Source organism: Corynebacterium crudilactis (assembly GCF_001643015.1).
GTDB lineage: Bacteria > Actinomycetota > Actinomycetes > Mycobacteriales > Mycobacteriaceae > Corynebacterium > Corynebacterium crudilactis.
In genome coordinates, this window is sequence record NZ_CP015622.1 from 2074587 (window position 1) to 2088965 (window position 14379).

Sequence of the window (14379 nt, forward strand, 5' to 3'; positions counted from 1 at the left end):
TTTCCTGAGAGCCGCTATCCCACATTTGCGCTGGATAGTGGCTCTTTCTCTCTCCCCCATGCCAAGGGTGATTGTTACGGTGGCTGGGGGCGTCGACAAGCATTAATTCTTTAATAGCCCTGCAAGGCGCGCCATCCGCAACCCAGTATGTAGCTCGTTGCGAAGAATCCCATCGTGGAAATCCCCTGGAATCAGGTTTCGCAGTTTGTCCAACCGGTAATAAAGGGTCGAACGGTGAATATTAAGGGTGCGTGCTGTTTGTTGAGCATCACCACCAGCGACGAGATAAGCCTCTAATGTGTCTAGCAAAACTGGAGAATCCGTGGCTGACAACAAATCGCGAATCGCCGATGGGAGATCCTCTGGAGTGAAATCCTCCAGAGGCAAACGCGCCAATGTTCCGTCCAATCCCACATGCTCCCAGGTAGTAACAATTCCATGATTTTCTGGAGCCAACCAGGACGCTCTCCAGGCCAGACAAGCACGTTCAAAAGAACGATGCGTTTCAGCCAAAGGCACCAATGGGCCAATCCCGGCGCGGACCGGAGCCAATTGAGGATCTTCCAGAATGCGACGCAGTCTGGGCACAACTACCGGCCGTGGAAAAACCAATACGCCAATCCCACCATCAGTGTCCAGGACACCACCGATTACAGTCGCCGTGGAATTTTCTCGAACATAACGCAAGGTACTCGCAACAGCTTGAGCTGACTTCTCCTTATTCAGCGGATTCATGTCACGAGGATCTATCCCCAGCGCTACCGCGCAAAATCCTTCGGAAGAACTCAGGAAACGTTCCGAAATAAGCGCTTCTGCCGACTTTTCTCGAGACTGAGTATCAGCACTTACTAATTGAGCAGCAAGATGATATGACCGCGCTTCACGATCCATTGCATCATGCTGACGAGCAGCCAATAGTTCCGAAAGGCGTGCGATTGCAGAATCTAGCCGAGCAAGAAAGCTCTGTTCCGCTTCCTGATTAGTCACGGAGAGAACTAGGTGTCCAATAATGTATTTACGGGAGTCAAGCATTCTCAGGAAAAGAACTGGGCCGATTTCCTCCATCGCAACAACTTGATATGGGGTGGTTGCAGTGCGGGGATGTGGCCAAGAATCGCTGTGCGCAAGGATATGGAAGAGGCGTCGGCGATCTTCTGGGGATTCATGCATGGAATAGGACACCACTCGCATGGAACGATCAATCACCACTAACCGATGATCAAGGTCCTCAGAGAGGTTCTGTACTGCATCATCGAGTTCGGGAAAACGGTCCATTTCATAGACGATACCTATTTCCGACATAGTGTCGGAATTCTATAGGGGAAATTGCCACAAAGCGCTGATGAAAGTGCTGCACCTCACCCCATATGATTGCCTTCTACAACTTCGTTCCTTCGTTCAAAGGGGAAATCCATGTCACTGACCAATCAAGGCACTCGGATCGCCATCGTCGGAGCCGGTATCGGAGGACTTACTCTGGCAGCCGAACTTCGACGCCGCGGACTAGAACCACAAATCTATGAACAAGCCTCCGAACTTCGTGAAGTGGGCGCAGCTGTTGCCCTTTCCGCTAATGCCACCCGATTCCTCATTGATCGCATCGGTATTGGCGAAGAACTAGCGGACAAAGCAGCCGATGTTAATGGCCTTATCCTTCGAGATGGACGCGATGGGCACATTATCAACAGGATTTCCTCCCGCGAAGACTACCGTCAACGTGCCGGCGCACCTTATTACGGTGTACACCGCGCAGATCTACAGCACATGCTTAAAACTACAGTCGGCGAAGACGCCATCCACCTCAATAAACGCTGTATACGCGTGGAAGAGCGTTCCGATGCCGCAGTACTCCACTTCGCAGATGGTGACAGCGTAGAAGCTGATTTGGTGATCGGTGCAGATGGCGTGCGCTCTCGACTGCGGCGAGAGATCCTCGGCTATGACGATGCTCAATTTTCCGGATGCCATGCCTGGCGCGGTTTAGTTTCCCCAGAAAAGATGCCTTCGCTTCCCGATCCGGAAGCTATTCAGTTCTGGATGGGACCTGGTGGACACCTCCTTCACTATCCCATCGGTGGCGGCATACAGAACTTCTTCCTCGTGAAACGACACAACGGTCCGTGGGAAGAGAAATCTTGGGTCGTTCCAGTTGAGGAAGAAGGCGAACACCTCAAAGCTTTTGAAGGATGGGATCCTGCCATCACAGAAATGATCAGTGCAACCCCTGTCACCGAACGTTGGGCTCTCTTCCATCGCCCGCCGCTACAGCAGTGGAGCCGTGGTCGCATCACTCTAATCGGCGATGCTGCCCACGGCATGGTTCCCCACCATGGACAGGGAGCTAACCAATCTATTGAAGATGCCATCGTTCTGGCGGATTGCCTCATTGAGGGGCTTGAGCAAAACACCGGATGGGACTCCGCCCGCCAGCGTTATCAGGATCTCCGTGCAGATCGAGCACGCCGAGTACAAATCGCTTCCCTAGCCACTGCCGATATCTTCCACCTTCCAGATGGCCCTGCAGCAGAACGACGCAATGAATACTTGGGGGCACATAACACCTGGGATCGATACTTGGGGTGGATCCATGAGCATGTAGCCGACCGCTACCCTGCACCACTTTCCCATTATTTGATACCCCCATCACTAAATAGTGCAACATATGTTGCAAATCACTTATATGATCGCTTTTAGGTGGCGTTTAAATGCCGCCATTAAGACCAATCAAGACGCTTAGTTCATAGCGCGATGTCCGTAGACCTTCCATCACAACTTTTAAACAGAGGAACTTCTCATGACTACTTCACTGCCCATGCGCTCACAGCTAATCATTGACAATCAGCCCCGCCCTGCCAGCGGCGATGCAACCTTTGACCGCCTGCATGCACAAAACGGCACCGTGGTTACCACTGGCGCAGCTGCCACTGTGGAGGACGCCATCGCCGCTGTGGAATCAGCTTCCACAGCTTTCCCATCATGGGCAAAAACAGGCCCTACCGAGCGTCGCGCTATCTTGCTGAAAGCTGCAGATATCTTGGAGCAACGAGCAGAAGAGTTCATTGCAACTATGGCTGCTGAAGTTTCTGCTGCTCCCGATTGGGCTGGATTCAATGTCTTCTTGACCACCCAGTGTCTCCGCGAAGCAGCTAGCCTAACCTCCCAGCTGCTGGGAGAGACCATGAACAATGACCGTGGCGTCTTGTCTATGACTGTGCGCCAACCTGCAGGTGTTGTGTTGAGTATGGCACCGTGGAATGCTCCTGGTGTACTCGGCATGCGAGGACTCGCCTACCCAATCGCTTGCGGCAACACTGTTGTTTTCCGTGCATCAGAGGGCAGCCCCCGCACCCATCAAATGCTCGTAGAGGTTCTTATTGAAGCAGGTTTGCCTGCTGGAGTGGTCAATTTCGTTACTAATGACCCAAAGGATTCCAACGAAGTCATTGAGGCACTGATCGAACATCCAGCAGTGCGTCGGATTAACTTCACTGGCTCTACTGCTATTGGTCGCATCATCGCAGAAAAGGCAGGGCGCAACCTCAAGCCAGTGCTCCTCGAACTCGGAGGAAAAGCGCCCCTAGTCATCCTCGATGATGCCGATATCGATGGTGCAGTCAACGCTGCAACATTTGGAGCATTCATGTACCAGGGTCAGATTTGCATGTCGACTGAACGTATCGTGCTCGATGAGAAGATCGCTGATGAATTCATGGAGAAATTCACTGCACGAGTAGCAGAACTAAAAACTGGTGATCCTACTGAAGATCCTTCCGTGCAGATCGGCTACACCTACCAGCCAAGCAGTGGAGACCGTATCAACGCAATGATCGATGATGCTGTTACACAGGGTGCAACCATTGCTGTGGGACAGCACGCTGACCGCGCTGCACATCACCCAACAGTGATTGATAACGTCAAACCTGGCATGCAGATCTACGCCGAAGAAACCTTCACACCAATCACTACTGTCGTACGTGTCAATGGTTATGAAGAAGCAATTGCAACAGCCAATGACACAGAATACGGTCTGGCTGCTGCAGTCCACGGCACCGATTCATTCCGCACCCTCCAAGCTGCACTGGCAATCGAAGCCGGCCATGTCCATATCAATGGTGCCACAGTGCAAAATGATGCAAATGCTCCTTTTGGCGGCATGAAAAATAGTGGTTATGGACGCTTTGACGGACGTACTGTGATCCGGGAATTCACTGAGGAAAAGTGGATTACTATCGAGGATCCAAAGCAGCAGTACCCACTTTAAAGTTCCACATCAGATAGAAAGAACAACGCTGGATCGATAATATTCTCGATCCAGCGTTTTCTGTGTCCTACAGATGCATCCGGTGTGCATGATTAATGGCAGAGATTCCAGCCACATCTCAAGCTCCACTGTTGAAGAAATGCACTCATCAGAGGAAATGTTCAAAGAACAGTACTTAAAAAATATCTTTTAAGGTGTTAACCAAAGCAACTAGACGGCAGTAGATAAGCGTTAGATAAATCGGGGCCACTTTAGAAGGAGTCGTTGTTGCAGTTTTACCTACTTATGACCTTACTAATTCTGATCATTGCCATTTGTCTGCTTTCTGCTTTTCATAGCGTCAAGAAGGGCAAGACTCGCGAAGCTGCCATAAAATTTTTAGTGGCACTACTCTTTGCAGCTCCTGCAGTCATCCTCATAGTTCAGGCCTCTTCGACTTCAAATACCAACTTGTCCATGATGCCTTTGGTGTTGGTCTGTGCGTACACCTTCATGGTTTCTGTAGCCGCACAATTGACCATCAAGAAAGAATGATCATTTTCTATGATCCTTGCAGACTCCTGACCAGCACTGAGTACAATCGCTAGATCATTAATTCTTCGCTAATCAATACGCTCCACACAAGATCCCACCGCTTCATCGCGGTGGGATCTTTGATATTCACAAAGTTTCAAGGCTCCCTTAAAGATGCTCTAACAGCACCCCGAGCAGTGCTTCTGTCAGAGCTTCCAAACTATTTAAACCTGATCACGCGGGGTAATGCGCATGCGGTCGATGTTCATATGCTTTGGCAGGCTTGCCACCCAGCGAACAGATTCAGCGATATCTTCTGCGGAAAGATTAAGTACATCTTCATAGACTGACGCGGCGCGATCTTTGTCACCACCGAATCGAACGAGCGCGAATTCTTCAGTAGCAACACGACCTGGATCAATCTCTGAGACACGCAGCGTCTGCTGGTGCGTTTCTAGCCGTAGCACACGGTTAAATGCTGCTACGCCAAATTTAGCTGCGTTGTATCCAGCGCCGCCTACATATGGGTTTTCGCCTGCAATGGAACCGATATTGATGACATGTCCATCGCGAGCAATCAAACCGTCCATGAGCGCACGGGTGACTCGCAGGGTGCCCAAAACGTTGGTTTCATACATCCAGGTCCAATCATCAATGTTGGCATCTCGGATGCTGTCTAGACCTTTTGCACCACCGGCGTTGTTGACAAGCAGATCAACAGCTCCGACTGTCTCTGCAAAAGCATCGACAGACTCTTGGCTCGTGACATCAAGAGCCACGGCAGTGCCACCAATTTCTTGGGCAAGTGCTTCCAAACGATCAATGCGACGTGCTGCAACGATTACTTTCCAACCGTCAGCTACCAATGCACGAGCTGATGCTGCACCAATTCCGCTTGATCCTCCAGTTACAACTGCAACCTTTTGCTCACGATCAGCCATTATGCGCTCCTTCAAGTCAATTCTTGATTTGTGTAGGCACCAGCATGCCACCAGCTATGGACACACTCTTCCCCCTTGCCTACCCCCACTTATGAAAAGTCCTGGTCACAGAAAAAATAAAACCCCCGCCACATCAAGGTTTCTCTTGGATGTAGCAGGGTTTCACAATCATAAACTGGTTATTTTTAACCAATCAGTGGGTAAAGCCAGCCATTTTTATCTTCAACATTTCCTTGCTGAATACCTGTGAGGGTCTCACGAAGCTTCATGGTGATTTCACCGACTTCGTTGTTATTGACTTCAAAGGTGCCATGGGCGGATTTCACGGTGCCAACAGGTGTGATTACAGCTGCGGTGCCGCATGCGAATGCTTCGGTCATCGCACCAGATTTTGCATCAGCTTCCCACTCAGCAGTGGTGATCTTGCGCTCTTCTACTTCATAGCCCAAGTCTTCTGCCACCTGTAGCAAAGACTTACGGGTGATGCCTGGAAGCAAAGAACCTGATAGCTCAGGAGTAACAAGCTTGATCTGATCACCATTGCGGTAGATGAACCCAAGGTTCATGCCACCCATCTCTTCGATGTATTTGTGCTCAATTGCATCAAGCCACACAACCTGGTCGCAGCCCTTTTCCGCTGCCTGGGCCTGGGCCAACAAAGATGCTGCATAGTTGCCTGCGAATTTAGCGTCACCGGTTCCGCCTGGAGCTGCACGAACGTAATCTTCGCTGAGCCAGACTGAAACAGGCTTAATACCACCGGTGAAATATGCTCCAACTGGGGATGCAATGACAAGGAACTTGTAAGCGTCAGATGGACTGACACCAAGACCGATTTCGGTAGAGATCATAAACGGGCGCAAATATAGAGATGCTTCTCCGCCGTATTCAGGAACCCAACCCTGATCTGCTTCCACGAGAAGTTCCAGTGCCTTAACGAAATCTTCAGTAGGCAGTTCTGGCATTGCCATACGAGCCGCAGATCGCTGCATGCGCTCAGAGTTTTCACCCGGACGGAAGGTCTTGATGGAACCGTCTGCATGACGGTAGGCCTTAATACCTTCAAATATTGCCTGTCCGTAGTGGAATACGGTGGTGGCAGGATCCATGGGAATCGGAGCATAAGGCACTAGTTGCGCGTTGTGCCAACCTTCCGATTCTGTCCAGTCGATAGTCACCATGTGGTCGGTGAAGAACTTACCGAACTTCGGCGCGGCAAGAATTTCCTTCAGACGATCAGGTGACGTCGGATTGTCGGTACGGGTTACTGTGAACTCTAATGACGTCATGGATTCAAGTTACACCTGAAGCCCCACAGATACACTAGTCAGCCCCCATTTTATGAGACATATGGGAAATTTCGTCTCACAATTTTGTGGAATGGCTAGGCTAGGTAAAAGTTAGTTTCATACCGATGCCACCTTCTACCAATCTGGTGGCATAATTTCAGAGAGGAAAACTTTCTATGGCTAAAAATGTCTACAGCACCACAGCCCCAAGCAAAGTGGCCAAGGATGCAGTACTTCCAGTTCGTGGCACTGTTGCTGAGCTCAAGCTAGAAAAGAAGCTTCCAAAGAAAATCGACGCTGTCATCATCGCTATTTTCGAGGGTGAAGATTCCATCGAACTGGCTGGCGGCGAAGTACTCGATTTCCTCTTCAGCACCGCACAGCAGGGCGAAATCCTCACACAGCTCGAAGCTGTCGGAGCAAAGGCAAAAATAAATTCTATCACCCGCATCCCAGGCACCGACGTTGCGCCTGTCATTGCGGTTGGCTTGGGCAAGGCTGATTTGCTTGACGACGAAGCCCTCCGCCGCGCCTGCGGTACGGCGGCACGTTCACTCAACGGCCTCGAAAACATAGCTACAACAATCGGCGAGTTGGGTCTTTCTGCAGCGGTTACCGGTTTTGGTCTCGGTTCTTACTCTTACAAGGGTCTACGCAAAGCTACCGAAGTTAAAGAGGACAAGACCACCTCAATCACTTTCATTAGCTCAAACAAGGCTGATAAAGATGCATTCGTTGAAGCTCAGATCATCGTGGAATCTGTGCTTCTAGCCCGCGATTTCGTTAATACTCCGTCTTCCCACCTCTACCCTGAGTCCTATGCGGTCATGGCTTCTAATGAAGCCTCCAAGCATGGTTTGAAGACAACCATCCTAGATGAGAAGCAGCTGGCAGAACAAGGATTTGGCGGAATCTTGGCAGTTGGCAATGGCTCAGCTCGCAAGTCTCGTCTTCTGTCTATTGAATGGAAACCGCGCAAGGCAGAAAAGTCTATTGCGCTTGTCGGCAAGGGCATCACCTTTGATACTGGCGGAATTTCCATTAAGCCAGGTGCAAGCATGGAAAACATGATTTCCGACATGGGTGGCTCCGCTTCAGTATTAGCCACCATCATTGCGGCAGCTCGACTGAACCTGCCAATCAATGTTTCGGCATTCCTACCAATGGCAGAAAATATGCCATCCGGCGATGCATTCCGCCCAGGTGATGTGATCACCCACTTCGGTGGAATCACTTCCGAAATCCTCAACACTGATGCTGAAGGCCGTCTAGTACTTGCGGATGCAATTGCTTATGCTTCTGAAGATAAGCCTGACTACCTCATTGATGCTGCGACCCTTACAGGCGCACAGCTAGTTGCATTGGGCCTGCATACCTCTGGTGTCATGGGCACAGATGATTTCCGTGATGCAGTAGCCTCCACCGGCCGTAGCGTCGGCGAACAAGCATGGGCAATGCCTATCCCAGAAGAGCTTGATGAGCAGGTTAAATCCCCTGTTGCAGATCTGCGAAATGTCACTAACTCTCGCTTTGCGGGTATGTCTGCTGCTGGTCGATACCTGCAAGAATTTGTTGGTGAAGGCATTGAGTGGGCACACGTCGATATTGCTGGCCCTGCTTATAACACTGCTGGTGAATTTGGGTACACCCCGAAGCGCGCCACCGGACAACCAGTCCGTACTTTCATTCAGGTCCTAAAGGACCTTGCAGAAGGCTAAACGCTAACTAGTAATCAGGATTCTCGCCGCGCTCAAATTTAGCGCGGCGAGCTTTTTGTTCTTCACGCTTTCTTAAGATTCGTTCATATTCAATTCGTTCCCGCATCCTTTGGGGGTAACCGGTCTCTTCCACGTCATAAACCGGGACGCCCAACTTTTTCGCAATGACATCAATTCCTTTAGGTCCACCAATCCGCCTGCGTATAAAAAGACCATTGGCATCGACCAAAACGACCGACATCTCATTGACCAGCGTTTCCGGTTCAACGAAAGCCTCCACAAACGGTTTTCCTTGCATCCACTGCATTAAGAATTCTAAATCCTGAGGGCGCACCGTATCACCCGGACCGCGTGGTGGACGCAAGTTGGAGCGGGGGGTTTTACGACCAAATAAATTGAACACAAACCCATTGTAGGGGGCATCTCTTTGGCTTGATATGACCCGAACTCCACACTTCACAAATTGAATCGGTATCCTTTGGGGTATTAGTTTCCGTTTTAACGACACGACTTGCGAGGAGTCTTAAAATAATGGCGTTCTCCGTAGAGATGCCCGAGCTGGGCGAATCAGTAACCGAAGGCACGATCACCCAGTGGTTGAAGTCCGTTGGCGACACTGTTGAGGTTGATGAGCCGTTGCTCGAGGTCTCAACCGACAAGGTAGACACCGAGATTCCTTCTCCTGTTGCCGGTGTTATTCTCGAAATCAGGGCTGAAGAAGATGACACCGTTGATGTTGGTGGCGTTATCGCAATTATCGGTGATGCAGACGAGTCCCCTGATGACGATGCTCCTGTAGAGGAAGAAGCACCAGCAGCTGAGGAAGCACCAAAGAAGGAAGAAGCAGCTCCTGCTTCCACTGGTGCAGCAACCGACGTTGAGATGCCAGAACTAGGCGAATCTGTCACCGAAGGCACCATCACCCAGTGGCTCAAGTCCGTCGGCGACACCGTCGAAGTAGATGAACCACTACTTGAGGTCTCCACCGACAAGGTCGACACCGAGATCCCATCCCCAGTAGCAGGCACCATCGTGGAGATCCTCGCAAACGAAGACGACACCGTCGACGTCGGCGCAGTCATCGTCCGCATCGGTGATGCAAACGCAGCACCAGCAGCCGAAGAAGCACCTAAAGCTGAGCCAGCTAAGGAAGAAACCCCAGCACCAGCAGCGAAGGAAGCGCCAAAGAAGGAAGAAGCAGCTCCTGCTTCCACTGGTGCAGCAACCGACGTTGAGATGCCAGAACTAGGCGAATCTGTCACCGAAGGCACCATCACCCAGTGGCTCAAGTCCGTCGGCGACACCGTCGAAGTAGATGAACCACTACTTGAGGTCTCCACCGACAAGGTCGACACCGAGATCCCATCCCCAGTAGCAGGCACCATCGTGGAGATCCTCGCAAACGAAGACGACACCGTCGACGTCGGCGCAGTCATCGTCCGCATCGGTGATGCAAACGCAGCACCAGCAGCCGAAGAAGCACCTAAAGCTGAGCCAGCTAAGGAAGAAACCCCAGCACCAGCAGCGAAGGAAGCGCCAAAGGCTGAGCCAGCTAAGGAAGAAACCCCAGCACCAGCAGCGAAGGAAGCGCCAAAGAAGGAAGAAGCAGCTCCTGCATCTGCATCCGGCGACAACGTTCCTTACGTCACCCCACTGGTACGCAAGCTTGCTGAAAAGCACAGCGTTGATCTGAACACTGTAACCGGCACGGGTATCGGTGGACGTATCCGCAAGCAGGATGTCTTGGCTGCTGCAAACGGTGAGGCTGCACCTGCACAGACTGCTGCTCCTGTTTCTGCCGCATCTACCAAGTCTGTTGATCCTGAAAAGGCTAAGCTGCGCGGTACCACTGCGAAGGTCAACCGTATTCGCGAGATCACCGCGAAGAAGACCGTCGAGGCTCTGCAGATCTCTGCACAGCTCACCCAGCTGCACGAAGTTGATATGACTCGCGTTGCTGAGCTGCGTAAGAAGAACAAGCCTGCTTTCATCGAGAAGCACGGCGTGAACCTCACTTACCTGCCATTCTTCGTTAAGGCAGTAACCGAGGCTCTGGTTTCTCATCCAAATGTCAATGCGTCTTACAACGCAAAGACCAAGGAAATGACCTACCACGCTTCCGTCAACATCGCTATCGCTGTTGATACCCCAGCTGGTCTGCTGACCCCAGTCATCCACGATGCGCAGAACCTCTCTCTTCCAGAGATTGCACAGGCCATCGTTGATTTGGCTGATCGTTCACGCAACAACAAGCTGAAGCCAAGCGACCTGTCCGGTGGCACCTTCACCATCACCAACATTGGTTCCGAAGGCGCTCTCTCTGATACCCCAATCCTGGTTCCACCACAGGCTGGCATCTTGGGCACCGGTGCAATCGTTAAGCGTCCAGTAGTGATCACCGAAGACGGCATCGATTCCATCGCGATCCGCCAGATGGTCTTCTTGCCACTGACCTACGATCACCAGGTCGTAGACGGCGCAGATGCGGGTCGTTTCTTGACCACCATCAAGGATCGCCTTGAGACCGCTAACTTCGTAGGCGATCTGCAGCTCTAAGATCTTCTCAAGTTAAGCAACTTAAAAACCGCTGCTCCTTATCCTGGGAGTGGCGGTTTTGCTGTCTCATGCATGTTTTGTATGACTTATCACCTTCGGTAGGGCTAGGGTGGATATCTATCATGACTGCACCAAGAGATCCTTTTTTCCCCGCAGATCTTTCTATTCGCGCATCTGCAGAACCAGTTGAAATCCAACATTTAGGTTTGATCGATTATCAAGAGGCTTGGGATTACCAAGCTGAGCTTGCTGCCCGCCGAGCAAACGATGAGATCCCTGATCAACTCCTGATTTTGGAACACCCGTCTGTGTATACCGCAGGAAAACGTACGCAGCCCGAGGATCTCCCGACGAATGGGTTGCCTGTCATTAACGCGGATCGCGGTGGGCGCATCACGTGGCATGGGCCCGGCCAATTGGTTATTTATCCCATCATTAAACTGGCTGATCCTATCGATGTCGTGGATTATGTTCGACGTCTCGAGGAAGCCCTCATCCATGTGGTGCGGGAAATGGGTGTGGCAGAAGCCGGAAGAATTGATGGACGCTCTGGTGTGTGGGTTCCAGCTCATGATGGTTGGGTAGACAGCAAGGTTGCGGCTATCGGCATTCGGATTACGCGAGGGGTGGCTATGCATGGTGTGGCTATCAATTGCAATAACACCCTCGATTTCTACGAACACATCATTCCTTGTGGCATTGCAGATGCTGGGTTAAGTACCTTGTCCCGGGAACTAAAGCGAGATGTTTCTGTGGAGGAATTAGTAGATCCCGCGATTCGTGCTCTGGATGATGCTCTGGCTGGCCGGTTGGTTGTGGCTGATCATTCTTTCGGCAGTGCTCCTGACCCAACGAAAAATCTCCCTAAACGGGGGTAGACCAAGGAAATTTGTCGGTGCTTTGCCGCGTTGGAACGAAGTAGAGCCGCTGGCAGAATCGGCGGATGAGAGAAACGTCGAAAAGCGTTTATATTTTCCCTATAAAGCTCACTAATTTGAAAGATGTAAGGTTGCATTTGTGACTATCGCACCTGAAGGACGACGACTACTCCGCGTTGAGGCCCGAAATTCGGAAAGCCCAATTGAGACCAAGCCTCGCTGGATTAGAAACCAGGTCAAAAATGGACCTGAATACCAAGACATGAAGGAACGCGTCGCTGGCGCGTCTTTGCACACTGTTTGCCAGGAAGCTGGCTGCCCTAATATTCACGAATGTTGGGAATCCCGCGAAGCTACCTTCCTCATTGGTGGAGCTAACTGCTCCCGTCGTTGTGATTTCTGCATGATCAACTCTGCACGCCCCGAGCCACTTGACCGCGGTGAGCCACTGCGTGTCGCTGAATCCGTGCGTGAGATGCAGCTGAACTACTCCACCATCACTGGTGTGACTCGTGATGATCTGGATGATGAAGGCGCATGGCTTTACTCAGAGGTGGTTCGTAAGATCCACGAGCTCAACCCGAATACTGGTGTGGAAAACTTGGTGCCTGATTTCTCTGGCAAAAAGGATCTGCTGCAGGAAGTCTTTGAGTCTCGCCCAGAGGTTTTCGCGCACAACGTCGAAACCGTGCCACGTATTTTCAAGCGCATCCGCCCGGCGTTCCGTTATGAGCGTTCCTTGGATGTTATCCGTCAGGCTCGTGATTTTGGGCTGGTCACCAAGTCGAACTTGATTCTGGGCATGGGTGAAACCACCGAAGAAGTCACTGAGGCTCTCCAAGATCTGCATGATGCGGGTTGTGACATCATCACCATTACTCAGTACCTTCGTCCTGGCCCGTTGTTCCACCCGATTGAGCGTTGGGTAAAGCCTGAGGAGTTCCTCGAGCACGCAGATGCCGCCAAGGATATGGGCTTTGCAGCTGTCATGTCTGGTCCATTGGTGCGCTCTTCTTACCGTGCGGGTCGTCTCTACGCACAGGCTATGGAATTCCGTGGCGAGGAAATCCCTGCGAACCTCCTCCACTTGAAGGATACTTCTGGCGGTTCCACTGCACAGGAAGCTTCCACGCTTCTTGAGCGTTATGGTGCTTCCGAAGACACCCCAGTGGTGGCGTTCAACTAAGTACATTTTTCATAATCACCGTCGCATTCGATACACCGAATGTGGCGGTTTTTCGTCGATAAGCATGCTTCTTCTCACCCCACGTTTGGGTTCATTTTCGCAGTTCCCCTGCCATCGCCTATTGTTGAGTACATGGCAGACGCGAAGAAAATGGCGGATAAAGCCGCCAAGAAGCAGGTAAAAGCAGCCAAGAAGGCACAGCGCAAGCAGACTCGTTCACAGATGTGGCAAGTCTTCAATATGCAACGCAAGCAGGATAAGGCACTTATTCCGCTCCTGTTGCTCGCTATTCTTGGTATTCCACTAATCCTTTTCCTCCTCGGCATGATTTGGGGCGGCCAGTGGTGGATGCTCCCGATCGGCATTGCTGCAGGTGTTGTGGCTGCAATGTTCATTTTCACCCGTCGTGTTGAGCGTGATGTATACAAGCGCGCTGAAGGTCAGCAAGGTGCAGCTGGTTGGGCTGTAGAAAACCTTCGCTCTGGCGTTGGCATGGCTTGGCGCACTAAAACTGCTGTTGCAGTGACCTCTCAGATGGATGCTGTACACCGTGTGATTGGCTTGTCTGGTGTTGTTCTAGTTGGCGAGGGTGCTCCGCATCGCTTGAAGCCGCTGATGGCACAGCAGAAGAAGCGTCTCAACCGTGTAGCTCCGGGTGTTCCGGTCCATGAAATCATCACCGGTAATGGTGAGGGGCAGACTCCGATCGCTAAGCTGCAGCGTGCATTGGTTAAGTTGCCTCGCAACTACAAGAAGAATGATGTCGCTGCCCTGGCGGCACGTATTGAGGCCATGGATAACGTCGGCAATGCTCCAGGAGCAGCCCTGCCTAAGGGTCCTATTCCTAAGGGCGCCAGCATGTCCGGTATGAACCGTCGTGCTCGCCGCCAAGCAGAGCGTAAAGGCGAGAATTAAGCCTCTCCCCTTCTTTCGCGTCAGCGCCGAAGCTTAAAACCTTCTAAAGATGCCCGCCACAGTTTTGTGGTGGGCATCTTTTTTCATAGGGGCATTCCCAGCGCTTCACAGGGTGCTCAGCA

Annotated in this window: 12 protein-coding genes; 8 read left to right on the plus strand and 4 right to left on the minus strand. The window is 51.6% G+C overall.

What is annotated here, in order from left to right:
- Window positions 1–102: 102 nt before the first annotated feature.
- A complete protein-coding gene (locus ccrud_RS09680; RefSeq protein WP_245670237.1) occupies window positions 103–1302 on the minus strand; it encodes a PucR family transcriptional regulator in 1200 nt (399 codons plus the stop codon).
- Window positions 1303–1413: 111 nt separating this feature from the next.
- On the opposite strand from ccrud_RS09680, the gene ccrud_RS09685 reads away from it, so the two are divergent.
- The 3 genes from ccrud_RS09685 to ccrud_RS09695 all read left to right on the plus strand — a co-directional run bounded on the left by ccrud_RS09685 (window position 1414) and on the right by ccrud_RS09695 (window position 4795).
- On the plus strand, window positions 1414–2694 hold the full coding sequence (locus ccrud_RS09685; protein ID WP_082868806.1) for an FAD-dependent monooxygenase: 1281 nt from the start codon (window positions 1414–1416) through the stop codon (window positions 2692–2694).
- 100 nt (window positions 2695–2794) lie between these two features.
- Window positions 2795–4261 carry an aldehyde dehydrogenase gene (locus ccrud_RS09690; RefSeq protein ID WP_211271302.1) on the plus strand — a complete coding sequence of 489 codons (1467 nt, stop codon included), beginning with the start codon at window positions 2795–2797 and terminating at the stop codon, window positions 4259–4261.
- A 285-nt stretch (window positions 4262–4546) separates the two neighbouring features.
- Window positions 4547–4795 carry a hypothetical protein gene (locus ccrud_RS09695; RefSeq protein WP_066566815.1) on the plus strand — a complete coding sequence of 83 codons (249 nt, stop codon included), beginning with the start codon at window positions 4547–4549 and terminating at the stop codon, window positions 4793–4795.
- A 203-nt stretch (window positions 4796–4998) separates the two neighbouring features.
- Here ccrud_RS09695 and ccrud_RS09700 read toward each other — a convergent pair whose 3' ends face one another.
- Window positions 4999–5715, minus strand: a complete 717-nt coding sequence (locus ccrud_RS09700) for an SDR family NAD(P)-dependent oxidoreductase (RefSeq protein ID WP_066566817.1) — start codon at window positions 5713–5715, stop codon at window positions 4999–5001.
- A 185-nt stretch (window positions 5716–5900) separates the two neighbouring features.
- Window positions 5901–7004 carry a branched-chain amino acid aminotransferase gene (locus tag ccrud_RS09705; protein ID WP_066566819.1) on the minus strand — a complete coding sequence of 368 codons (1104 nt, stop codon included), beginning with the start codon at window positions 7002–7004 and terminating at the stop codon, window positions 5901–5903.
- Window positions 7005–7180: 176 nt separating this feature from the next.
- Between ccrud_RS09705 and ccrud_RS09710 the strand changes: the two genes are divergently transcribed.
- A complete protein-coding gene (locus tag ccrud_RS09710) occupies window positions 7181–8722 on the plus strand; it encodes a leucyl aminopeptidase (RefSeq protein ID WP_082868807.1) in 1542 nt (513 codons plus the stop codon).
- A 7-nt stretch (window positions 8723–8729) separates the two neighbouring features.
- On the opposite strand, the gene ccrud_RS09715 is transcribed toward ccrud_RS09710, so the two are convergent.
- A complete protein-coding gene (locus ccrud_RS09715; RefSeq protein WP_066566820.1) occupies window positions 8730–9125 on the minus strand; it encodes an oxidoreductase in 396 nt (131 codons plus the stop codon).
- A gap of 128 nt (window positions 9126–9253) precedes the next feature.
- Here ccrud_RS09715 and sucB point away from each other — a divergent pair, with 128 nt between their 5' ends.
- The 4 genes from sucB to ccrud_RS09735 all read left to right on the plus strand — a co-directional run bounded on the left by sucB (window position 9254) and on the right by ccrud_RS09735 (window position 14257).
- Window positions 9254–11278: a 2-oxoglutarate dehydrogenase, E2 component, dihydrolipoamide succinyltransferase gene (gene sucB / locus ccrud_RS09720; RefSeq protein ID WP_066566821.1), complete on the plus strand. Its 2025-nt coding sequence runs from the start codon at window positions 9254–9256 to the stop codon at window positions 11276–11278.
- Between the two features lie 122 nt (window positions 11279–11400).
- Window positions 11401–12156, plus strand: coding sequence for a lipoyl(octanoyl) transferase LipB (gene lipB, locus ccrud_RS09725; RefSeq protein WP_066566824.1), 756 nt, complete (start codon window positions 11401–11403; stop codon window positions 12154–12156).
- A 139-nt stretch (window positions 12157–12295) separates the two neighbouring features.
- A complete protein-coding gene (gene lipA, locus ccrud_RS09730; RefSeq protein ID WP_066566827.1) occupies window positions 12296–13342 on the plus strand; it encodes a lipoyl synthase in 1047 nt (348 codons plus the stop codon).
- Window positions 13343–13474: 132 nt separating this feature from the next.
- Window positions 13475–14257 carry a DUF4191 domain-containing protein gene (locus ccrud_RS09735; RefSeq protein ID WP_066566833.1) on the plus strand — a complete coding sequence of 261 codons (783 nt, stop codon included), beginning with the start codon at window positions 13475–13477 and terminating at the stop codon, window positions 14255–14257.
- Window positions 14258–14379: the final 122 nt, after the last annotated feature.

Bases quoted from the DNA above. Each gene is read 5' to 3' on its own strand.
- ccrud_RS09680 (WP_245670237.1), bottom strand. From the start codon at position 1,302: ATGTCGGAAATAGGTATCGTCTATGAAATGGACCGTTTTCCCGAACTC.
- ccrud_RS09685 (WP_082868806.1), top strand. From the start codon at position 1,414: ATGTCACTGACCAATCAAGGCACTCGGATCGCCATCGTCGGAGCCGGT.
- ccrud_RS09690 (WP_211271302.1), top strand. From the start codon at position 2,795: ATGACTACTTCACTGCCCATGCGCTCACAGCTAATCATTGACAATCAG.
- ccrud_RS09695 (WP_066566815.1), top strand. From the start codon at position 4,547: ATGACCTTACTAATTCTGATCATTGCCATTTGTCTGCTTTCTGCTTTT.
- ccrud_RS09700 (WP_066566817.1), bottom strand. From the start codon at position 5,715: ATGGCTGATCGTGAGCAAAAGGTTGCAGTTGTAACTGGAGGATCAAGC.
- ccrud_RS09705 (WP_066566819.1), bottom strand. From the start codon at position 7,004: ATGACGTCATTAGAGTTCACAGTAACCCGTACCGACAATCCGACGTCA.
- ccrud_RS09710 (WP_082868807.1), top strand. From the start codon at position 7,181: ATGGCTAAAAATGTCTACAGCACCACAGCCCCAAGCAAAGTGGCCAAG.
- sucB (WP_066566821.1), top strand. From the start codon at position 9,254: ATGGCGTTCTCCGTAGAGATGCCCGAGCTGGGCGAATCAGTAACCGAA.
- lipB (WP_066566824.1), top strand. From the start codon at position 11,401: ATGACTGCACCAAGAGATCCTTTTTTCCCCGCAGATCTTTCTATTCGC.
- ccrud_RS09735 (WP_066566833.1), top strand. From the start codon at position 13,475: ATGGCAGACGCGAAGAAAATGGCGGATAAAGCCGCCAAGAAGCAGGTA.